Below are 20668 nucleotides of genomic sequence, written 5' to 3' on the forward strand. Positions count from 1 at the left end.
CAATTTGTTCTTGTCTAGCACCATCGGCCTAGCCATGAATACGTGGTTAACGCGCGAGTCGCCGATCCACCAAGCCGCAAGGAGAACGAGAGTTGAACCAAGAGCAGAAAGCCGAGCGTTTCCAGGCCCTTCACCAGGGCGCGCTGTTCGTCATCCCCAACCCGTGGGACGCCGGTAGCGCTCGCCTGCTCGCTGGTTTCGGCTTCTCGGCGCTTGCCACCACCAGCGCCGGCCTGGCTTTCGCACTCGGCCGCCGCGACGGCGAAGGCAGCGTCAGCCGCGACGAGGCCCTGCGCAACGCTGCCGAGATCGTCGCCGCGACCGACCTGCCGGTCAGCGCCGACCTTGAGAACGGCTATGGCGACACGCCCGAGGACGCCGCCGAAACCACGCGCCTCGCTGCCGAGGTGGGCCTGGTGGGCAGCTCGATCGAGGACGCGACGGGCAACGCGGCCGATCCGATCTACAACTTCAACCTCTCGGTTGAGCGCGTCGCCGCCGCGGCCGAGGCGGCGCATGCCCGCTCGTTCCCATTCACCTTCGTCGCCCGCGCCGAGAATTTCCTCCACGGCCGCAACGACCTCGACGACACCATCCGCCGCCTGCAGGCCTATGAGAAAGCCGGCGCCGATGTGCTGTTCGCGCCGGGCTTGCCCAACCTCGATGCCATCCGCACGGTCTGCGCATCGGTGACAAAGCCGGTAAATGTCGTGCTGGGGGCGAAGAACACCCCCTACTCTCTCGCCGACCTGGCGGCGGCCGGCGTGCGCCGGGTGAGCACCGGCAGCTCGTTCGCCCGCGCCGCGCTCACCGGCCTCAGGGATGCGTCGCTGGAGCTCTTGGGCCCGGGCACTGCCACCTATCTGGACGACGCCATCACCTTTGCCGAGGTGACGGCGCTGATGGCATCGAAGCGCTAAGCTGTGAAAGTCTGCGAAGCCTGCTGTTTTGCACCTCTCCCATCATGGGAGAAGTGAGGCGGCTGGATTTCGCGTAGCGATGCGGTTACCCCTTCGGCCATGGCCATAGATGCCCGCACCCGCAAGAAACTCGTCCGCATCCTGAAGCTGCTCGGGTCGGACCAACCAGGCGAACGCGACTCCGCCGCGCTCGCCGCACACAAGCTGGTCGCGTCGCTGGGGACCGATTGGGACACGCTGCTCGAACCGCCACCTGAAACCAAGGTAGTGGTCCGTCGGGTGCGTGAGTGGGACATCAACCACCAGGAAGCAGCCGAGACCCGCATCCGCCAGCTCCGGGACACCAATGAGCGCCAGGCCCGACAGATCCGCGGCCTCAGGACCCGGGTAAACAGCCTGCTCGACCGTGAGCGCTTGCGGCGCGCCAGCGAGGGCGATGAGGACGAGGTCCGGACGGACGGCTAGAGGGGGGAGGACCACACCGTTCGTTCCACCTACTCGCTGTCATCCCAGCGAAAGCTGGGATGACAGCCGGTGGGGAGGCGAGTTGGTGGCCGACCCTCCCTCCCGTTTGGATCGCAAGCGGCCTACAGCGTGATCGGCTCGATCAGCCCGCCGCGCAGCGTCACGATCCGGTTGGCCCGGCGCGCCAGCTCATGGTTGTGCGTGGCGATCAGCGCTGCGGCGCCTTCTTCCCGGATCAGCGCGGCGAGCGCTTCGAACACCACGTCGCTGGTCGCCGGGTCGAGGTTGCCGGTGGGTTCGTCCGCGAGGATGATCCGCGGATGGTTGGCCGCAGCGCGGGCGATGGCGACGCGCTGCTGCTCGCCGCCCGACAGTTCGGCCGGTCGATGCTGGGCCCGCGGCGCGATGCCGAGGATATCGAGCAGCTGCATGGCCCGCTTCTCGGCCGCCGCACGGTCCCGCCCGGCAATCAGCTGCGGCATGGTGACGTTCTCGAGCGCCGAGAATTCCGGCAAGAGGTGATGGAACTGGTAGACGTAGCCGATGGTATCGCGGCGCAGCACGGTGCGGCCGCGTTCGTTGAGCTTGCTGGTCGGCACGCCGGTGATCTCGACCTCGCCGCCCTGCGGCCGCTCCAGCAGCCCCGAAATATGCAGCAGCGTCGACTTGCCGGCGCCCGACGGCGCGACGATCGCGACGAGCTCGCCGCCCTTGACCTCGAGGTCGGCTGCCTCGAGCACCCGCACCAGCGTGGCGCCCTCGCCGTAATGGCGATGCACCTTGGCGAGCTTCAGGTGGACATCACTCATAGCGAAGGGCCTCGACAGGATCGTATTGGGCGGCGCGCCAGGCGGGATAGAGCGTCGCAAGGAAGGACAAGCCCATGGCGACGGCAACGATGGCGATCACTTCGGATGGGTTGGTGCGGCTCGGCAGCGAGGACAGGAAGAACACCTCGGGCGGAAAGATGGTGAAGCCGAGCACGCTCGAAAGGAACGCCCGGATCGCCTCGGCATTGGCGGCAATCACCAGCCCCAGCGCCAGGCCGAGCAGCGTGCCGCCGACGCCGATCGCCACGCCCGCAATGCCGAAGATTCGCATGATCGAGCCGCGCGTCGCGCCCATGGTGCGCAGCACCGCGATATCGGTGCCCTTGTCCTTCACCAGCATGATCAGGCTGGAGATGATGTTGAACGCCGCAACGACGACGATCATCGACAGGATGACGAACATCACGCTGCCCTGGGTCTGCAGCGCATCGAAGAAGTTCTGGTGCTGCTGGCGCCAGTCCGAGAGGATCAAGGGCCGTTCGATCTCTTGGCCGATCTTCAGCCGCATCGCATCGAGCGCGTTCGGATCGGCGATGAACACCTCGATCGCCGTGGCGCGATAGATCCGGTCATACGCCGCCTCACGATCCGCCTCATCCGCGTCGACCGGCGGCACGCTCGCATTGGGCTTCAGCACCCGGTCGAACATCTCGAGATAGTCCTGTGCCGGCCGGAGCGGCATGTAGAGGTAGAAACTGTCGAACTCGGTCATCCCGAGATCGAAGATCACCTGCACCGGGAACGACCGGGTGCGCGGCCGGGCGCCGCTCTGCAACCCCGATGCATCCGGGCTCAACAGGGTTACGGTGTCGCCGATATTGACCTTGAGCTTTTCAGCCAGGCGCCGCCCGATGGCGACGCCGTTGCCGTCGTCCCAGCCATCCCAGTGGCCGAGGATCGCCCCGTCATGCAGCAGCTTGAGCTTCTCGATCGAGTCGAGCGAAACACCGCGGACGATCGCCCCGGTGGCATCGGCCTTGGCGCCGGAGGCCAGCGCCTGCCCCTCGACGAACGGGATCGCGGCGACCACCCCGTCGACGCTCTGAATCTGGAACGCCGATTTCTCGTAGTCGGTGAAGCGTGCCTCGATCGGATAGGCCGAGAAGTGACCGTTGAGGCCCAGCAGCTTGCTGACGATCTCGGCATTAAATCCGTTCATCACCGAGGTGACGACGATCAAGGCCGCCACCCCAAGTGCAATACCGGTCAGTGTCAGCGCGGCGATCACCGAGACGAAGCGATCGCGCCGCCGGGCCCGCAGGTAACGGCCCGCCACCAGGAACTCGAAGCGCGAGAACGGGCCGGGATCGGAAGCCGGGGCGCGATCGGTCATTGGTTCAACCCCTCGATCGGATCGAGCCGCGCCGCGCGCCAGGCTGGATAGAGGGTTGCGAGGAAAGTTAAGCCCAGCGACAACAGCACCACCACCGTCACCTCGCCCGGGTCCACGCGCGACGGCAGGGCTGACATCAGGAACAGCTCGGGCGGAAAGATCGAGATGTTGAGGAGGTTGGAGACAGTGGAGCGGATCGCTTCGACGTTGATCGCGAACACCAGCCCCAGGATCAGGCCAAGCAAGGTTCCCGACAGCCCGATGGCGAAACCAGTCATCGAAAAGATGCGGAGGATCGAGCCGCGCGTCGCGCCCATGGTTCTGAGCACCGCGATGTCAGGCCCCTTGTCCTTCACCAGCATCACGAGGCTGGCGATGATGTTGAAGGCGGCGACGAGAATAATCAACGACAGGATGACGAACATCACCACCCGCTCCACCTGCAGGGCGGAAAAGAACGTGGCGTTGCGCTGCTGCCAGTCGGTGATGGTGAAGTCGCCGTCCAGCGCCGCCTGCAGCTTGCCGCGCATCCCGGCAATGTTGTCGGGATCGGCGACGAAAACCTCGACGCCGCTCACCTTGTAGGCACGCTCATAGGCAGCATCGATCTCTTCGTCGGTCGCCATCACCCCGGGCATCTGCACCCCGGGCTTCAGCTTGTCCTCGAACAGCCGGAAATAGACCTGCGCCTCCTGCATCGGCAGGTAGACATAGAAGCTGTCATATTCGGGCATGCCGATATTGAAGATGACGTTCACCGGCAGCGACAGTTCCGCTGGTGTCATGCCGAACGGCGTCGGCGTGCCATTCGGATTGATGATGGTGATCTGGTCGCCCAGCGACACGCCCAGCCGCTCCGACAGCCGCTGACCGATAGCGACGCCCTGGCTGCCATCCCACTGGTCCCAGCCGCCCAGCACCGCGCCCTCGCGCAGCAGGTCGAGCTTGGCCAGCGAGGCCTCGCTGATGCCGCGGACCACCACGCCGGTGGCGCTGGCATTGCCCGAGGCAAGCGCCTGTCCCTCGACATAGGGGATGGCGTAGCGCACGCCCTCGACGCCTTCGAGGCGCGCCACCACGTCGTCGTAGCCGTCAAAGCCGGTGCCCGCGGTCTGCACCACGAAATGGCCGTTGAGGCCAAGGATCTTGCCCAGGAGCTCGGTGCGAAACCCGTTCATCACCGACATCACGACGATCAGCGTCGCAACGCCCAGCACCACGCCCAACAGCGTCAGGACCGCAATGACCGAGGCGAACTTCTCCTTGCGGCGGGCGCGCAGATACCGGCCCGCCACCAGGAACTCGAAGTGCGAGAACGGCCCTGTCCGCTTCGCCGCGATGGCCGGGGAAACGCTCAAACGCTATCCCGCCGCTGCGGCACGATCAGCGACTTGAGCCGGCCGACGGCTTCTTCGATCGACAGCGTTTCGCGCTCGCCCGACTTGCGGTGCTTGATTTCGACCACACCATCCTTGAGGCCGCGCGGCCCGACGATCAGCTGGTACGGGATACCGATCAGGTCAGCCGCGGCGAACTTGCCGCCGGCGCCCTGGTCGCGATCATCGAGCAGCACATCGATGCCCTCGCGGGTGAGATCGTCGTAGAGCCGTTCGGACGCCCGGTCGCTCTCCGCGTCGCCGACCTTGAGGTTGATTACCACAGCCTCGAACGGCGCGACGCTGACCGGCCAGATGATGCCGGCATCGTCATGCGAGGCTTCGATAATGGCAGGCACGAGGCGGGTCGGGCCGATGCCGTAGCTGCCCATGTGGACGGTGACGTCCTTGCCATCCGGACCGGTCACCTTGGCGCCCATCGGTTCGGAATACTTGGTGCCGAAATAGAAGATGTGTCCGACCTCGATGCCACGGGCAGCGAGCTGGTTGTTGCCCGAGACCGAGGCGCGGAACGTTTCCTCGTCAGTCATTTCGTCGGTCGCAGCAAACAGCGACGTCCAGTCCTGAAAAATGGGATCCAGGTCACCGGCGAAATCGGTGTCGATGGAAGGGATCGGTTTGTCCAGCAGGCCAGAGTCGAGGAACACCGCGCTCTCGCCGGTTTCTGCGAGCACGTGGAACTCGTAGCTCATGTCACCGCCGATCGGGCCGGTATCGGCGCGCATGGGGATGCCTGTAAGGCCGAGCCGATAGAACGTGCGCAGGTAGGCGACGAACATGCGCTGAAACGCCTTCTTGGCGCCAGCCTCGTCGAGGTCGAACGAGTAGGCGTCCTTCATCAGGAACTCGCGTGAGCGCATGGTGCCGAAGCGCGGGCGCACCTCATCACGGAACTTCCACTGGATGTGGTAGAGGTTCAGCGGCAGGTCCTTGTAGGACTTTACATAGGTGCGAAAGATGTCGGTGATCATCTCCTCGTTGGTCGGCCCGTACAGCATATCGCGCTCGTGCCGGTCCTGAATGCGGAGCATCTCCTTGCCGTAGGCATCGTAGCGGCCGGATTCCTTCCACAGGTCCGCCGACTGGATGGTCGGCATCAGCAGCTGCACCGCACCCGAGCGGTTCTGCTCCTCTTCGATGACGCGTATGACCTTGTTCAACACTTTGAAACCGAGCGGCAGCCAGGAGTAGCTCCCGGCGGCCTGCTGCTTGATCATGCCGGCGCGCAGCATCAGCTGGTGCGAGACGATCTCGGCCTCTTTCGGCGTCTCCTTCAGGAGGGGCAGGAAGTAACGGCTCAAACGCATGTACGGTCCTCGATGGCGCCGGATTCGGAATTGCGATCCCTATAGCGCAAAGCGGGGCAAAGTGGAGCCCGCAAAAGCGCGCGAAACTTAGGCAAACGCTTGGATCTGCGGCACTTTTGCGCAGTCTGAGCGGCCTACCAAATGATGACTTGAATACTATGTAAAAATGCGATGGCTGCCATGCAGAATCCGCTTGGCAGCCCCAGATTCAGTTGTTAGGGTCCCGCGTCATAAGAACACAGGCAACCGCAAGTTGCCGGACGTCGACAACGTCAAGGGAGGAGCGTTGGCAGCCACCTAACCGTGTGCCTAAGACCAGCGTATTGTCGAGAAACTTTACAAAGCAGGGCTCCGGCCCTGCTTTTTTCATTTGCGGATGAAGAATCGATGACAACTTCTTCTGACTTCAGGGCAATTGCATTGGCGCTCGACGGCACGACCGAGGCGCCGCACTTCGATCGGCAGGCTTTCAAGGTCGCCCGCACCTACGCCACCCTCGCCGCCGACGGGCTCACCGCCAACCTGAAACTCACGTCCGACGAGCAGGAGTTCAAGGCGATGCTGGCGCCCGAGGCGTTCGTGCCGATCGACAATGGCTGGGGTCGCCAGGGCTGGACCACGGCGATACTGGCAAGGCTGTCAGCCGAGGAGCTGAAGGCCGCGCTGGAGATGGCCTATGCGCATGCGCTGCCGAAGGTGAAGACGAGGAAGAGAACGAAGACAACGGGAGGCTAGCCCCCTCCTCACCCACCGGCTGTCATCCCAGCGAAGGCTGGGAACCAACTCACCGCTGGCTCGGGCTGCGACATGGGTCCCTGTGTGTCGAGCTTGTGGTTAGATGGGTGTCGGGAGGCAGACCGTTGGGTCCCAGGTCGAAGCGACCGTAAGCTGGCTCGGGTCGCCTCCCGACTGCTTATGCACCTGAACAGTTGAACGAGGCCGGTTGCATCGGACCTCGCAGCACAGGGACAGGCCTCATGATCATAGCACCTGGCTTCATCGGTATCGACGTCTCCAAGAACCATCTCGACATCTTCGACGGCAGCACGCATCGGATCGCCAACGAGAGGGAGGCGATCGCCGCCTGGCTGGCGGAACTGACCGCTCCCCGGCTGGTCCTGTTCGAGGCGACCGGTACCTACGACCGGCAGCTGAAGCAGCAGTTGCACGCCGCCGGCATTGACCTGGTTCGGGTCAACCCGCTGCATGCTCGAGCTTTCGCCCGTGCCACCGGGCAACTGGCCAAGACCGACGCGATCGATGCCCGACTGCTCGCGGCCATGGCTCAGGCGTTCAACCCGGCGCCACAGCCGCCGGACGATCCAGAGCGGATGGAACTGGCCGAGTTGCACCGTCGGCGGGCTCAGTTGGTCAGCTGCCGCCAGCAGGAACGCACCCGGCTGCACACCGCCATCCCGAGTATCGCCCCCAGCATCGTCAGCCACCTGGACTGGCTCGACGCCGTGATCAAGCAGCTCGAGCAGCAGATCGAGATGCTGATCCGCCGGTCCACAGCCCTGACGCTGGCCGCCAGCCTGCTGCGCTCCATCCCGGGCATCGGCCCGGTCAATGCGGCGGCGCTTATCGCGCTGATGCCGGAGCTTGGTCAGCGCTCCGGCAAGACCATCGCCGCACTCGGTGGGCTCGCCCCGATCAACCGGGACTCCGGCCAGTTCCGCGGCCAGCGATCAATCGCCGGTGGCCGCGCTGAGGTTCGCAAGCTTCTCTACATGGCCGCCGTCACCGCATCCCGCTCAAGCTCTCGGTTCGCCGAGACCTACAAAGGGCTCACTGCCAAAGGCAAAGCCGCAAAGCTTGCCCTCATCGCCGTCGCTAGAAAGCTCCTCGTCACAGCCAACGCCATCCTCAAGACCGGACAGCCCTTCAAAGCCTGAACAACACAGTTGCCAGCTTTCGCTGGGATGACACTGAGTGCGTGGAGACAGTGTGCCCGCCCCAGCCTACCGCCAGTACTCCTGCAGCCACGGCGCCGTCAGCCCCCACAGCAGCAAGCCGGTGACAACAGCCGCGAGCACGGTGGTGATCAGCAGCTTTGGCCACAGCCGGAGAATTCCCGCCGGCGCCCCGCGCTCCGTCCCCTCGATCCACTCGCCCGCGTCGACCTGGTTGCGCACCTTGAACGGCAGCACCAGGAACAGGCAGATCCACCAGGTGACGAAGAAGATCGCGAGGAACGTTCCGACTTGCATGGCGAGCCTCAGACTCGGTGTACGAACACCGTTACATTGGGTTTGCGGCCCCAGTAGGACGAAACCTCGCTGCGGACCGCCCGCTGCAGCGCCGTGTTGACCAGCTCAGGGTCATTGCGGCGCTTGGGCGGAATCGACTTGAGCGTACCTGTTACCGCACGACGGACGAGATCGGGCAGCGACTCATCGTCATCCTCAACATCCGGCAGACCTTCGATCACCGTTTCCGGTCCGGCCAGCACCTGGCCCGAAGCATTGACGCAGAGGCTGACCACGATATGGCCGCCGAAGCTGAGCCGGCGGCGCCCCTTCACGCCGCTCTCCTCGGGCGTGCAGAGCACGTTGCCGTCGAGATAGAGCTGACCGACGCGAATCTCGCCGGGGAATTGCGTGGTGTTCGGGAACAGCCGCACCATGTCGCCGTTGCGAGCGTGAACGACCGTCTCGATGCCATGCTGCCGGCCGAGCAGCGCATGCGCCTCGAGATGCGCAGCCTCGCCATGCACCGGCACCAGCACTTCGGGCTTGATCAGGTCGTAGAGCCGCTTCAGCTCCTCGCGGCGCGGGTGGCCGGTGGTGTGCACCAGCCCGTGCGTCTGGGTGATGACGTCGACGCCGCGGTCGATCAGCATGTTCTGGATGTCGATGACTTCGCGTTCGTTGCCCGGGATCGCCCAGGACGAGAAGATTACCCGGTCGCCGGCATTGAGCGAAATCTCAGGGTGCTCCTCGCGGGCGATGCGGGCGATGGCGGCGCGCGCCTCGCCCTGGCTGCCGGTGCACAGCAGCACCACCTTGGAGCGCGGCAGCGACTTGTACTCGTTCTGGTCGAGGAACGGATCGATCCCCTCCAGCATGCCGAGTTCGCGCGCGATGCCACTGATGCGGTGCAGCGCCCTGCCCGACATCACCACCTTGCGGCCGGCCTTCTGCGCGGCGCGGGCCACCGAAATCACCCGGCCGACATTGGAGGCGAAGGTGGTGACGGCGACGCGGTGCGTCGACGAAGCAATCAGCGCCTCGAGCGTCGACGCGACCTCGTCCTCGGACGGGCTGGTGCCGTCCTTCATCGCGTTGGTGGAATCGCAGATCAGCGCAATCGGGGTCGAACGGTCCTCACCGATCTGGGCGAAGCGGCCGACATCGGTCGGCGGGCCGCCCACCGGGTGCGGGTCGAGCTTCCAGTCGCCGGTATGGATGACCCGACCGACCGGCGTGGTGATCAGGAGCGCACAGCTCTCGGGGATCGAGTGGGCGACGTTGATCGCCTCGATGGTGAAGGGGCCGACGGTGAAGGGCTTGCCCACCCGCATCGGCTTCACTTCGATATCCTCGACGATGCCCTCGGACTCTCGCTTGGCGCTCAGCATCGCCTCAGTGAAGGCGGTGGCATAGACCGGCCGATCGAACGCCGGCCACAGGTCGAGCACGGCGCCGTAGTGGTCTTCGTGGCTATGGGTGAGGATCAGCGCCAGGATGTCGTCGGCATTCTCCTCGAGGAAGGCCGGATCGGGCAGGATCAGCTCGACCCCCGGCTCCTGCGGTCCGGCGAAGGTGACGCCGCAATCGACCACGATCCACTTGCGGCCGCGCTCCGGCCCGAAGCCGTAAGCGCCCATGTTCATGCCGATCTCGCCCACGCCGCCTAGCGGCACGAACACGAGCTCATCGGGTCTCGGCTTTGCCATTATCAGTTCCTAACGCTTGCGGTCGTGCCGAAATGCACATCACCGGCGGTGATGGCAATTCGGCTGTTGTCATTGGCGCGAACGATCAGTCGTCCGCCCTCGTCGATTGTTTCAAAAATGCCGCGCACGATGTCGCCATCGCGGTTCACCGCGACTTCGGCGCCGATCCCGGCGGCCGAACGGCGCCACAGCTCAAGCACCTGGGTCACGCCCCTACCCCGGTCCCAGAGTTCCACGGCATCGACCCAGGCATCCGACAGCGCGCCAAACACGGTCTCTGCCGAAGTATCGAGCCCGAGGGCGCGCAGCGACGTTGCCGGGTATGGCAGGCCCTCGGGGGCCTCGACCACATTGACGCCGATGCCGACCACGATGGCCATGCTGCCATCGGGGCGCTTGTGCGCTTCGAGCAGAATGCCGGCGAGCTTGGCGCCGTCGGCCAGTACGTCATTGGGCCACTTGAGCGCGATGCGTCCGTTGGCCATGTCGGCGCCGTCAATGCCGGTTCTCAGCAGGCCAGCTGGCACGATACCAGCAAGAGCCTGGTTCAGCGACACGCCGGCAACGAAGCCGAGCGTCGCGGCAATCGCCGGATCGACATCGGGAACCACCAGCAGGCTGGCGGCAAGGTTGCCGTGTGGCGATTGCCACGGTCGGCCGCGCCGGCCGCGACCGGCGCTCTGCTGCAATGCGCAGAACCAGACATCGCCGATATCACCGGCCTGGGCAGCCCTCGCCGCCTCGGTCGAGGTCGAACCGACGCTGTCGAAGCCGTTCAGCCTGTAGCCGCGCGAGACCGCCCTGGACCCAAGCCAGAATCCTGCCACTAGAACAGGCTTCCGGCCGCAATACTGGCAGCCGCGGTCAGCGGCGAACCCACCGTGACGAAATAGGTGACGATCAGGAAGCCGATGCCGGCCATGACCACGTTCAATTCGCCCGGCACGGCGGCAAATTGCGCGACCGGCTCGTCGAAATACATCACCTTGACGATCCGCAGGTAATAGAACGCGCTCACCGCCGAAGCGAGGACGCCGATCACCGCGAGGATGAACAGGTTCTGTTCGACCGCGGCGAGGAACACCTGCCACTTGGCGAAGAACCCGGCCAGCGGCGGCAGCCCGATCAGCGAGAACATCAGGATCGCGATGATGGCGGCGACGAACGGCCGCTTCTGCGCCAGCCCGGCAAGCTCGGAGATCGTCTCCACCGGGCCGTTCTCGGTCCTGAGCGCCAGCACGCAGGCAAAAATGCCCACCGTCATGGCGATGTAGATCGCCATATAGACGGCAACGCCCTCGACGCCGGCCTCAGTGCCGGAAGAAAGGCCAACCAGCGCGAAGCCGACATGGCCGATCGATGAATAGGCCAGGAGGCGCTTGAGGTTGTTCTGCCCGATCGCGGCGAAGGCGGCGAGCACCATCGAGGCGATGGAGAGGAAGATGACGATCTGCTGCCAGTCATGGGTGATCGGCGCGAAGCTGACCGTGGTGACGCGGATGAACAGCGCCATCGCCGCAACCTTCGGAGCAGCCGCAAAGAACGCGGTGACCGGGGTGGGCGCGCCTTCGTAGACGTCCGGCGTCCACATATGGAACGGCACGGCCGAGATCTTGAAGGCGATACCGGCGAGCAAGAACACCATGCCGAAAATCAGGCCGATCGAGCGGCTGTCGAGCGTGATGGCGGCGACGATCTGGTCGATCTGCGTCGTGCCGGTGAAGCCATAGACCAGCGAGGCGCCATAGAGCAGCATGCCGGACGACAGCGCACCGAGCACGAAATACTTGATGCCGGCCTCGGTGGCCTTCTTGTCTTCGCGCTTCATCGCCGCGACGACATAGAGCGCCAGGCTCTGCAGCTCGAGGCCGATATAGAGGCTCATCAGATCATTGGCCGAAACCATGATCATCATGCCCAGCGTCGCCAGCAGCACCAGCACGGCGTACTCGAACTTGTCGATGCCGTGCTCCTTGCTGTTCGACAGCGAGATCAGCAGCGTCGCCGCCGCACCGCCCAGCACCAGCGCCTTCATGTAGCGGGCAAAGCCGTCGACGATGAACACGCCGTTGAACAGCACACCGGTCGCCGGCTGCAGCAGTAGCACCGCCAGTACCACAAGGAGTAGCACGATGGCGACGATCGACACCGCCGTCGAGCTGATGCCCTTCCAGAACAGCGAGACCAGCAGCACCACGATGGCGCCTACGGCCAGCAGCAGTTCCGGATAGGCGGGGGCGAGCGAAGCGAAGCTCGTGACGTCGGACAGCATGCCCGTCTCCTAATGGCCGGTCGCCGCGGCAACCGCTTGCGGTGCGGCACCAATGGCGTTGGCGAAGTTTTCCGCGACGAGGTTCACCGAGGCGGCAGTCGCATCGAGGATCGGGGCGGGATAGAAGCCGAAGAGAATGGTGAGGAGCACCAGCGGCACCAGCACGATGGCTTCGCGCCGGTCGAGATCGAGGATGCCCTTCAGCGATTCCTTGGTGAAGGCGCCGAAGATCACCCGGCGATAGAGCCAGAGCGCATAGGCCGCCGACAGGATCACGCCGAACGCCGCGAAGAACGCCACCCAGGTGTTGGCCTGGAAGGCCGCCAGCATGGTGAGGAATTCACCGACGAAGCCCGAGGTGCCCGGCAGGCCGACATTGGCCATGGTGAACACCATGAACACCACGGCGTAGCGCGGCATCGGCGACACCAGCCCGCCATAGGCATCGATCTCACGCGTGTGCATCCGGTCGTAAACCACGCCGACGCAGAAGAAGAGCGCGGCCGAGACGATACCGTGCGAGATCATCTGGAAGATCGCGCCGTGGATGCCGTAGATGTTGCCGGTGAAGATCCCCATCGTCACGAAGCCCATATGGGCAACCGACGAATAGGCGATCAGCTTCTTGATATCGGTCTGCACCAGCGCGACGAGCGAGGTGATGATGATCGCCGCGATCGACAGGACGAACACGAAGTTCGCGAACTGGTGCGAGGCATCAGGGAACATCGAGATCGAGAAGCGGATGAAGCCGTAGCCGCCAAGCTTCAGGAGGATCGCGGCCAGGATCACCGAGCCTCCCGTCGGCGCTTCGACGTGCGCTTCCGGCAGCCAGCGGTGGAACGGCCACATCGGCATCTTCACCGCGAACGAGGCGAAGAACCCGATCCACAGCCAGGTCTGCACCTCGGGCGGGAACTTGAAGGTCAGGAGCCTGGCGATATCGAGTGTGCCGGCCTGCCAGTACATCGCCATGATGGCGATCAGCATCAGCACCGTGCCGGTGAAGCTGTAAAAGAAGAACTTGTAGGTCGCCTGGATGCGCCGCGCCCCGCCCCAGATACCGATGATCAGGAACATCGGGATCAGCGTGCCCTCGAAGAACACGTAGAACATCGCCAGATCGAGCGTCGCGAAGGCGCCGATCATGAACGTCTCGAGGATCAGGAAGACGATCAGGTACTCCTTCACCCGCTTGGTGATGGAGCCAAAGCTCGAGAGGATCACGGCAGGCATCAGTACCGCGGTCAGCGGGATGAACAGCACCGAGATGCCGTCGACGCCCATGCGGTAGCCGATCGAGTCGCTGAACGCCCACACTTCAACGAACTGGAAGCCGGTGTTCGATGCGTCGAACAGGTACCAGAGCCAGAGGCTGAGGGCAGCCGTCACCAGCGTCACGCCGAGCGCGATATAGCGCGCCAGGTTGTTGGCAGCCTCGTCGCGACCGCTGACGAACAGCAGCAGCAGCGCGCCCGCCGTCGGCAGGAAAGTGATGAACGTCAGAAGGTGGTCACTGAAGATCATCCAAGAAGTCCCCCGGCGGCGATGGCCCAGGTGAGCAGCGCCGCGATACCGATAAGCATGGCGAAAGCGTAGTGATAGAGGTAGCCGGACTGCAGCTTCACCACCTTGCCGGTGATGTCCTTGACGCGATTGCCAAGGCCCTCGGTGATGGTCTTGTCGATCAGCATGTCGTCAAAGCCCTTCCACAGGGCATTGCCCAGCCAAAGCGCCGGCTTGACGAAGATGCGGTCGTAGAGCTCGTCGAAATACCACTTGTTCAAGAGGAACAGGTAGAGCCCCGGGTTGGCGTGCGCCAGCCGCTTCGGCGCCGCCGGATCGCGGATGTACATCTGGTAGGCCGCGGCAAAGCCGAGCACCATGGCGATGGTCGCCGACCACTTCACCCAGATTGGCACGCCGTGTGCGGCCTCGAGCAGCTCTTCGGAGACGACGAGCGAGCCCTGGAAGAAATGCTCGATATGCTCGGCATGGCCGAAGAACAGGTCGTTGAAAACTACGCCCGCCAGCACCGCACCGGCGGCCAGCACGTAGAGCGGCACCAGCATGACATTGGGGCTCTCATGCGCGTTGTCATAGGCGCTGCCGTGATGCTCGTGATCGTCGTGCGCGTGGTCGGCATGGGCATGGTCATCATGCGTCGCGTGCGCACCGTGCCCGTGATGCTGGCCACGCGGCTCGCCATGGAAGGTCAGGTGGATCAGGCGCCACGAGTAGAAGCTGGTGAACATGGCCGCGATCACCAGGGCCCAGAAGCCGATGTAACCGGTCGAACCACCCGCCGCGTAAGCGACTTCGATGATGCCGTCTTTCGAGAAGAACCCGGCGAAGCCGAGCGGTGTGCCCGGGATGCCGACGCCGGTGAGCGCCAGCGTGCCGATGATCATCATCCAGTAGGTGATCGGGATCTTCTTCCTGAGCCCGCCCATGTTGCGCATGTCCTGCTCATGGTGCATCGCGTGGATGACCGAGCCAGCGCCCAGGAACAGCAGCGCCTTGAAGAAGGCGTGGGTGAACAGGTGGAAGATACCCACCGAATAGACCCCTGCCCCCAGCGCCACGAACATGTAGCCGAGCTGCGAACAGGTCGAATAGGCGATGACACGCTTGATGTCGTTCTGGACGAGGCCAACGGTCGCCGCGAAGAATGCGGTCAGCGCGCCGACCAGCATCACCACGGTCATGGCGAGCTCGGAGCCTTCGAACAGCGGCGAGAAGCGGGCCACCATGAACACGCCGGCCGTCACCATGGTCGCGGCATGGATCAGCGCCGACACCGGGGTCGGGCCTTCCATGGCGTCCGGCAGCCAGGTGTGAAGCAGGAACTGCGCCGACTTACCCATGGCGCCCATGAACAGCAGCAGACACACCACGGTCATGGCGTGCAGATCCCAGCTGAGGAAGCGGAAGGTCAGGTCCTTGTTCGCCTCGACCGCATGGAAGGCGCCGTCGAAATCCAGATGTCCGAGCACCACGAAGGCCGCAAAGATGCCGAGCGCAAAGCCGAAATCGCCGACGCGGTTGACGACGAACGCCTTCATCGCCGCCGCATTGGCCGAAGGCCGCGTGTACCAGAAGCCGATCAGCAGATACGACGCGAGACCCACGCCTTCCCAGCCGAAGAACATCTGCAGGAAGTTGTCGGCGGTCACCAGCATCAGCATGGCGAAGGTGAACAGCGACAGGTAGGCGAAAAACCGCGAACGGTGCGGATCATCGGCCATGTAGCCGATCGAATAGAGGTGGACGAGGCTCGAAACGGTGGTCACCACCACCAGCATCACCGCGGTCAGCGTGTCGACGCGCAGCACCCAGCGCAGGTCGAGCGCACCGGAGACGATCCAGCGCATCACTTCGACCTTGGTCGCGGCATGCTCGGCGCCGTGTGCGCCTTCGACCGCTGCCGGCGCGAACCAGTACTGGGCGAAGACGATCCAGCTCAACGCGGCGGCGGCGATCAGCAGCCCGGTGGTGATGTACTCGCTGGTGCGGTGACCGATGATGCGGCCCAGCAAACCCGCGATCAGGGCCCCGACGAGCGGGAAGAATACGATGGCCTGGATCACTTTGCGGTCAGCCCTTCAGCGAGTTGACGTCTTCCACGGCGATGGAGCCGCGGTTGCGATAGAAGATGACGAGGATGGCGAGACCGATCGCCGCTTCAGCGGCGGCCACGGTGAGGATCAACAGCGCAAACACCTGCCCGGCGAGATCGCCCAGCTGCGACGAGAACGCCACGAAGTTGATGTTCACTGCCAGGAGGATCAGTTCCACCGACATCAGGATGACGATAATGTTCTTGCGGTTGAGGAAGATCCCGAACACGCCCAGCGTGAAAAGGATCGCCCCGACGGTCAGGTAGTGCCCGAGCCCGATGCCTGTTGCTGCCAGCATTTAGAGCCCCTGCCCCGATTTGACCTTGACCAGTTCCGTGCCTTCCGAGCGCTTGCGCCCGGTTTGGCGGAACACATCCTGCCGCTTGACGTTCGACTTGTGCCTGAGCGTCAGGACGATCGCGCCGATCATGGCGACCAGCAGCACGCCGGCAGCGCCCTGGAACAGAAAGACGTAGCGCGTGTAGAGCAACTGCCCGATGGCGCGGGTATTGTCGATCGCCGCATCCATCGGCACCGCTGCCACGGCCCCGCCATCGACCGGCAGCACAAAGCTCCCCGCCACCAGCAGCAGCTCGAGCAACAGGATCACGCCGACCACCACGCCCACCGGCGCGTATTGCAGCATGCCCTGGCGCAGCGAGGCGAAATCGACATCGAGCATCATGGTGACGAACAGGAACAGCACCGCGACGGCGCCGACATAGACGACGATCAGGATCAGCGCCAGGAACTCGGCGCCGGCCAGCATGAACAGGCCGGCCGAATTGACGAACGCCAGGATCAGGAACAGCACCGAGTGCACGGGATTGCGCGCCGCGATCACCATCAGCGCCGAAGCGACGGTGATGACCGAGAACACATAAAAGAAGAACAGCGGCAGCGTCATCTCGATCCCTTACCGGTACGGCGCGTCGGCGGCGAGGTTGGCCGCGATCTCGCGCTCCCAACGGTCGCCATTGGCGAGCAGCTTCTCTTTCGAGAAATACAGCTCCTCGCGCGTTTCGGTCGCGAACTCGAAGTTCGGCCCTTCGACGATCGCGTCGACCGGGCAAGCCTCCTGGCAGAAGCCGCAATAGATGCACTTCACCATGTCGATGTCGTAGCGCACCGTCCGGCGGGTACCGTCGTTCTGGCGCGGGCCGGCTTCGATAGTGATGGCCTGCGCCGGGCAGATCGCTTCGCAGAGCTTGCAGGCGATGCAGCGCTCTTCGCCGTTGGGATAGCGGCGCAGCGCGTGCTCGCCGCGGAAGCGTGGCGAATATGGGATCTTCTCGAACGGGTAGTTCACCGTCTTCTTGGGTGCGAAGAAGTACTTCATCGCCAGGAAGAAGGCGCCGACGAACTCACGCAGCAGCAGGCCGTTGAGGAACTGGGCGAAACGCATCAGACGGACCCTCCGTGCCAGCCCCAGCCGGTGAGCTGGAGAACCGCGGCGACGACGACCACCATGAGCAGCGAGATCGGCAGGAAAACCTTCCAGCCGATACGCATCAGCTGGTCATAGCGGTAGCGCGGCACGATCGCCTTGGCCATCGCGAACATAAAAAACACCAGGCAGAGCTTGAGGACGAACCAGACCACACCAGGGATCCAGGTGAACGGCGGCAGGTCGATCGGCGCCGCCCAGCCCCCGAGGAACAGGATCGTCGTCATACAGCACATCAGGATGATGGCGATGTACTCGCCGAGCATGAACAGCAGGTACGGGGTCGAGGAGTACTCGACCATGTAGCCGGCCACCAGCTCGGATTCACCTTCCGGCAGGTCGAACGGCGGGCGGTTGGTTTCCGCCAGGGCCGAGACGTAGAAGATCACGAACATCGGGAACAGCGGCAGCCAGTACCAGTTCAGGACACTGAGCCACGGCACGCCGAGCATATGCGCGATGCCACCCGACTGCTGCGCCACCACGATATCGGTGAGGTTCAGCGAGCCGACCACCAGCAGCACCGTGATGATCACGAGGCCGATCGAGACTTCGTACGACACCATCTGCGCTGCCGAACGGAGCGCACCGAGGAAGGCGTACTTCGAGTTCGAAGCCCAGCCGCCCATGATGATGCCGTATACGCCCAGCGACGAAATGGCGAAGATGTAGAGGATGCCGACATTGATGTTGGCGAGTGCCCACCCCTTGTCGAAGGGGATCACGGCATAGGCCGAGAGCGCCAGGATGGAGGTCACCAGCGGCGCCAGGATGAACAGCACCTTGTCCGAACTTGCCGGAATTACAGGCTCTTTGAGGACGAACTTCAACAAGTCCGCGAAGCTCTGCAACAGCCCGAACGGGCCGACGACGTTGGGGCCGCGACGCTGTTGCACCGCCGCCCAGATCTTGCGGTCGGCGAGCAGGATATACGCGGTGAACAACAGCAGCGCGATGAGCAGCAGCAGCCCCTTGTAGATGAAGCCGACCTGTTCACCCCACCCGAAGATCGGGATACCGAGCAGGTAGTCCAGCGCTGAAACAACGAAATCCATCTGGGTCCCTTACTCTGCTGCCTGCCGGAGACCGGCCTGCAGCGCGGCGCATTCGCCCATCGTCGCGGACGACCGCGCGATCGGGTTGGTGAGGTAGAAGTCGGCAACCGGCGAGGTGAAGGTCGCGGACTTGGTCTTGATCGCGGCGCCGGCGAGCTTCTTCACATCGGCCAGCGAACCCTGGGCGATCTGGTCGAGCCGCGCCAGGTGCGGGAACTCGGCATAGATCGCGGCGCGCAACTGGCTGAGAGAGTTGAACGGCAGCGGCTGGCCGAGCACGGCGCTGAGCGCCCGGAAAATCGCCCAGTCTTCCTTCGCCTCGCCCGGCGGGAACACGGCGCGCTCGGCGAGCTGCACGCGACCCTCGGTGTTGACATAGGTGCCCGACTTCTCGGTGTAGGCGGCAGACGGCAGGATCACGTCGGCGCGGTGTGCGCCGGCATCGCCATGCGTGCCGACATAGACCACGAACGCCTTGCCCATCGCCGAGGTGTCGTACTCGTCGGCACCGAGCAGGAACAGCACGTCGAGCTCGCCCTTGCCGGCAAGGCCGATCTGGTCGGCCGAGCAGACGCCGCCGTCATGCGGCACGAAACCGATATCGAGGCCGCCGACGCGGCCGGCGGCATTGTGCAGCAGCGCGAGGCCATTCCAGTCTTCCGCGGCGCCCGAGCCGGTGGCGAGCTTGGCCGCCATGGCGAGGACGTCACGGCCGATCTGCTTGGAATGCGCAGCGCCATGCGACACGGCGCCCTCGCCCACGATGATCAGCGGACGCACGGCCTTCGACAGGATCTCGCCGAAGCTGCCCTTGCGCGCCACGAGGTCGGCCAGCGCCGACAGCCCGTTGCCCAGGTACTCGTACTTGTAGGTGAGGTCCGCATTGTCGCCGATCACCGCGATCGGGGTGTTCTTGGCGCGCCAGGCCTTGCGGATACGCGCGTTGACCAGCGCGGCTTCCTTGCGCGGGTTCGAGCCGATGATCAGGATCGCGTCGGCTTCTTCGATACCCGTAATAGTCGGGTTGAAGATGTAGGCCGAGCGCGGCATCGACGGGTCGATCCCCGACATTGCCGGGCGGCAATCGGTCATGCCCGAGCCGAGCGAGCTCATCAGCGCCTTGAGCGCATACATGTCCTCGACGGCCGCCAGGTCGCCGGCAATGGCGCCGACCTTGTTGCCGCCGCCCGAAGCCTTGATCGCCTTGGCGATGGCGGCAAACGCCTCATCCCACGACGCCGGCTTCAGCTTGCCGCCGGAGCGGACATAGGGGCGATCGAGACGCTGGCTCTTGAGGCCATCCCAGATGAAGCGGGTCTTGTCCGAAATCCACTCTTCGTTAATCGCCTCGTTGACGCGCGGCAGGATGCGCATCACTTCGCGGCCACGGCTGTCGACGCGGATGTTGGAGCCGACCGCGTCCATCACGTCGATGGTCTCGGTTTTCACCAGTTCCCACGGACGCGCATGGAACGCGTAGGGCTTGGAAGTGAGCGCGCCGACCGGGCAGAGGTCGATGACGTTGCCCTGCAGTTCGCTGGTCAGCGCCTGCTCGAGATACGAGGTGATCTCGGCGTCTTCACCGCGGCCGAGCAGGCCCATCTCGGTGATGCCGGCAACCTCGGTGGTGAAACGGACGCAGCGCGTGCAGTGAATGCAGCGATTCATCTCGGTCTTCACCAGCGGCCCGAGATACTTGTCCTCGACGGCGCGCTTGTTCTCGGCGAAGCGGTTCTTGTCCACCCCATAGGCCATGGCCTGGTCCTGCAGGTCGCACTCGCCGCCCTGGTCGCAGATCGGGCAATCCAGCGGGTGGTTGATGAGCAGGAACTCCATCACCCCTTCGCGGGCCTTCTTGACCATCGGGGTGTTGGTGAACATCTCCGGCGGCTCGCCGTTCGGGCCAGGACGCAGGTCCTTCACCGACATGGCGCAGCTGGCCTGCGGCTTGGGCGGGCCACCCTTCACCTCGACGAGGCACATGCGGCAGTTGCCCGCCACCGACAGGCGCTCGTGGTAGCAGAAGCGCGGGATTTCCGCGCCGGCTGCTTCCGCGGCTTGCATCAGGGTGTAGTAATCGGGGACCTCGACGAGCGTACCGTCGACTTTGATGCTGGCCATTGG

General features: G+C 64.4%; 19 protein-coding genes. 4 read left to right on the forward strand and 15 right to left on the reverse strand.

Annotated elements, in window-relative coordinates:
• Positions 1–92: 92 nt before the first annotated feature.
• Complete coding sequence (locus tag ACSQ23_RS14765) at positions 93–920, forward strand: isocitrate lyase/PEP mutase family protein (protein ID WP_436091063.1); 828 nt, start codon at positions 93–95, stop codon at positions 918–920.
• Positions 921–1019: 99 nt separating this feature from the next.
• On the forward strand, positions 1020–1385 hold the full coding sequence (locus ACSQ23_RS14770) for a hypothetical protein (protein ID WP_055881601.1): 366 nt from the start codon (positions 1020–1022) through the stop codon (positions 1383–1385).
• 122 nt (positions 1386–1507) lie between these two features.
• On the opposite strand, the gene ACSQ23_RS14775 is transcribed toward ACSQ23_RS14770, so the two are convergent.
• Genes ACSQ23_RS14775 through proS form a run of 4 tightly spaced genes read right to left on the reverse strand, consistent with a single transcriptional unit; the run spans position 1508 to position 6252 of the window.
• The gene (locus tag ACSQ23_RS14775; RefSeq protein WP_055881605.1) at positions 1508–2194 is read right to left on the reverse strand and encodes an ABC transporter ATP-binding protein; all 687 of its coding nucleotides are present in this window, start codon (positions 2192–2194) and stop codon (positions 1508–1510) included.
• A complete protein-coding gene (locus tag ACSQ23_RS14780; protein ID WP_436091064.1) occupies positions 2187–3548 on the reverse strand; it encodes an ABC transporter permease in 1362 nt (453 codons plus the stop codon). Before ACSQ23_RS14780 ends, ACSQ23_RS14775 begins: the two co-directional genes overlap by 8 nt.
• On the reverse strand, positions 3545–4906 hold the full coding sequence (locus ACSQ23_RS14785) for an ABC transporter permease (protein WP_436091065.1): 1362 nt from the start codon (positions 4904–4906) through the stop codon (positions 3545–3547). Before ACSQ23_RS14785 ends, ACSQ23_RS14780 begins: the two co-directional genes overlap by 4 nt.
• Positions 4903–6252, reverse strand: coding sequence for a proline--tRNA ligase (gene proS / locus ACSQ23_RS14790; protein ID WP_436091066.1), 1350 nt, complete (start codon positions 6250–6252; stop codon positions 4903–4905). The genes ACSQ23_RS14785 and proS overlap by 4 nt, the downstream gene beginning before the upstream one ends.
• Before the next feature lie 387 nt (positions 6253–6639).
• Between proS and ACSQ23_RS14795 the strand changes: the two genes are divergently transcribed.
• Positions 6640–6987, forward strand: a complete 348-nt coding sequence (locus tag ACSQ23_RS14795) for an MmcQ/YjbR family DNA-binding protein (protein WP_436091067.1) — start codon at positions 6640–6642, stop codon at positions 6985–6987.
• Positions 6988–7229: 242 nt separating this feature from the next.
• On the forward strand, positions 7230–8147 hold the full coding sequence (locus ACSQ23_RS14800) for an IS110 family transposase (RefSeq protein WP_156387292.1): 918 nt from the start codon (positions 7230–7232) through the stop codon (positions 8145–8147).
• Between the two features lie 66 nt (positions 8148–8213).
• On the opposite strand, the gene ACSQ23_RS14805 is transcribed toward ACSQ23_RS14800, so the two are convergent.
• The 11 genes from ACSQ23_RS14805 to nuoG are packed head-to-tail and all read right to left on the reverse strand — an operon-like array spanning position 8214 to position 20665.
• Entirely contained in the window at positions 8214–8462 is a 249-nt protein-coding gene (locus ACSQ23_RS14805) for a DUF1467 family protein (protein WP_055881622.1), read from the reverse strand.
• Positions 8463–8470: 8 nt separating this feature from the next.
• The gene (locus tag ACSQ23_RS14810; protein WP_436091068.1) at positions 8471–10150 is read right to left on the reverse strand and encodes a ribonuclease J; all 1680 of its coding nucleotides are present in this window, start codon (positions 10148–10150) and stop codon (positions 8471–8473) included.
• Positions 10151–10152: 2 nt separating this feature from the next.
• Complete coding sequence (locus tag ACSQ23_RS14815; protein WP_055881628.1) at positions 10153–10977, reverse strand: biotin--[acetyl-CoA-carboxylase] ligase; 825 nt, start codon at positions 10975–10977, stop codon at positions 10153–10155.
• A complete protein-coding gene (gene nuoN / locus ACSQ23_RS14820) occupies positions 10977–12422 on the reverse strand; it encodes an NADH-quinone oxidoreductase subunit NuoN (protein WP_055881631.1) in 1446 nt (481 codons plus the stop codon). The genes ACSQ23_RS14815 and nuoN overlap by 1 nt, the downstream gene beginning before the upstream one ends.
• A 9-nt stretch (positions 12423–12431) precedes the next feature.
• Positions 12432–13949 carry an NADH-quinone oxidoreductase subunit M gene (locus ACSQ23_RS14825; protein ID WP_436091069.1) on the reverse strand — a complete coding sequence of 506 codons (1518 nt, stop codon included), beginning with the start codon at positions 13947–13949 and terminating at the stop codon, positions 12432–12434.
• Positions 13946–16012: an NADH-quinone oxidoreductase subunit L gene (gene nuoL / locus ACSQ23_RS14830; RefSeq protein WP_436091070.1), complete on the reverse strand. Its 2067-nt coding sequence runs from the start codon at positions 16010–16012 to the stop codon at positions 13946–13948. The genes ACSQ23_RS14825 and nuoL overlap by 4 nt, the downstream gene beginning before the upstream one ends.
• A gap of 7 nt (positions 16013–16019) precedes the next feature.
• The gene (nuoK, locus tag ACSQ23_RS14835) at positions 16020–16340 is read right to left on the reverse strand and encodes an NADH-quinone oxidoreductase subunit NuoK (RefSeq protein ID WP_055881636.1); all 321 of its coding nucleotides are present in this window, start codon (positions 16338–16340) and stop codon (positions 16020–16022) included.
• Positions 16341–16949: an NADH-quinone oxidoreductase subunit J gene (locus ACSQ23_RS14840; RefSeq protein WP_055881639.1), complete on the reverse strand. Its 609-nt coding sequence runs from the start codon at positions 16947–16949 to the stop codon at positions 16341–16343.
• A gap of 9 nt (positions 16950–16958) precedes the next feature.
• The gene (nuoI, locus tag ACSQ23_RS14845) at positions 16959–17447 is read right to left on the reverse strand and encodes an NADH-quinone oxidoreductase subunit NuoI (protein WP_055881640.1); all 489 of its coding nucleotides are present in this window, start codon (positions 17445–17447) and stop codon (positions 16959–16961) included.
• Complete coding sequence (gene nuoH, locus ACSQ23_RS14850; protein ID WP_082528229.1) at positions 17447–18544, reverse strand: NADH-quinone oxidoreductase subunit NuoH; 1098 nt, start codon at positions 18542–18544, stop codon at positions 17447–17449. The genes nuoI and nuoH overlap by 1 nt, the downstream gene beginning before the upstream one ends.
• 9 nt (positions 18545–18553) lie before the next feature.
• Positions 18554–20665 (reverse strand): NADH-quinone oxidoreductase subunit NuoG, encoded by a 2112-nt coding sequence (gene nuoG, locus ACSQ23_RS14855; protein ID WP_436091071.1) that lies wholly within the window; start codon positions 20663–20665, stop codon positions 18554–18556.
• Between the last annotated feature and the right edge of the window lie 3 nt (positions 20666–20668).

Origin of the sequence: Devosia sp. LjRoot16 (assembly GCF_964252795.1) — a bacterium.
Taxonomy (GTDB): domain Bacteria; phylum Pseudomonadota; class Alphaproteobacteria; order Rhizobiales; family Devosiaceae; genus Devosia_A.

What these genes read in the sequence shown, in the direction of transcription:
- ACSQ23_RS14805 (WP_055881622.1), bottom strand. Translation starts at nt 8,462, where the DNA reads ATGCAAGTCGGAACGTTCCTCGCGATCTTCTTCGTCACCTGGTGGATC.
- nuoH (WP_082528229.1), bottom strand. Translation starts at nt 18,544, where the DNA reads ATGGATTTCGTTGTTTCAGCGCTGGACTACCTGCTCGGTATCCCGATC.
- nuoN (WP_055881631.1), bottom strand. Translation starts at nt 12,422, where the DNA reads ATGCTGTCCGACGTCACGAGCTTCGCTTCGCTCGCCCCCGCCTATCCG.
- ACSQ23_RS14795 (WP_436091067.1), top strand. Translation starts at nt 6,640, where the DNA reads ATGACAACTTCTTCTGACTTCAGGGCAATTGCATTGGCGCTCGACGGC.
- ACSQ23_RS14800 (WP_156387292.1), top strand. Translation starts at nt 7,230, where the DNA reads ATGATCATAGCACCTGGCTTCATCGGTATCGACGTCTCCAAGAACCAT.
- nuoI (WP_055881640.1), bottom strand. Translation starts at nt 17,447, where the DNA reads ATGCGTTTCGCCCAGTTCCTCAACGGCCTGCTGCTGCGTGAGTTCGTC.
- nuoK (WP_055881636.1), bottom strand. Translation starts at nt 16,340, where the DNA reads ATGCTGGCAGCAACAGGCATCGGGCTCGGGCACTACCTGACCGTCGGG.
- ACSQ23_RS14840 (WP_055881639.1), bottom strand. Translation starts at nt 16,949, where the DNA reads ATGACGCTGCCGCTGTTCTTCTTTTATGTGTTCTCGGTCATCACCGTC.
- ACSQ23_RS14780 (WP_436091064.1), bottom strand. Translation starts at nt 3,548, where the DNA reads ATGACCGATCGCGCCCCGGCTTCCGATCCCGGCCCGTTCTCGCGCTTC.
- nuoG (WP_436091071.1), bottom strand. Translation starts at nt 20,665, where the DNA reads ATGGCCAGCATCAAAGTCGACGGTACGCTCGTCGAGGTCCCCGATTAC.
- ACSQ23_RS14810 (WP_436091068.1), bottom strand. Translation starts at nt 10,150, where the DNA reads ATGGCAAAGCCGAGACCCGATGAGCTCGTGTTCGTGCCGCTAGGCGGC.
- ACSQ23_RS14825 (WP_436091069.1), bottom strand. Translation starts at nt 13,949, where the DNA reads ATGATCTTCAGTGACCACCTTCTGACGTTCATCACTTTCCTGCCGACG.
- ACSQ23_RS14775 (WP_055881605.1), bottom strand. Translation starts at nt 2,194, where the DNA reads ATGAGTGATGTCCACCTGAAGCTCGCCAAGGTGCATCGCCATTACGGC.
- proS (WP_436091066.1), bottom strand. Translation starts at nt 6,252, where the DNA reads ATGCGTTTGAGCCGTTACTTCCTGCCCCTCCTGAAGGAGACGCCGAAA.
- ACSQ23_RS14770 (WP_055881601.1), top strand. Translation starts at nt 1,020, where the DNA reads ATGGCCATAGATGCCCGCACCCGCAAGAAACTCGTCCGCATCCTGAAG.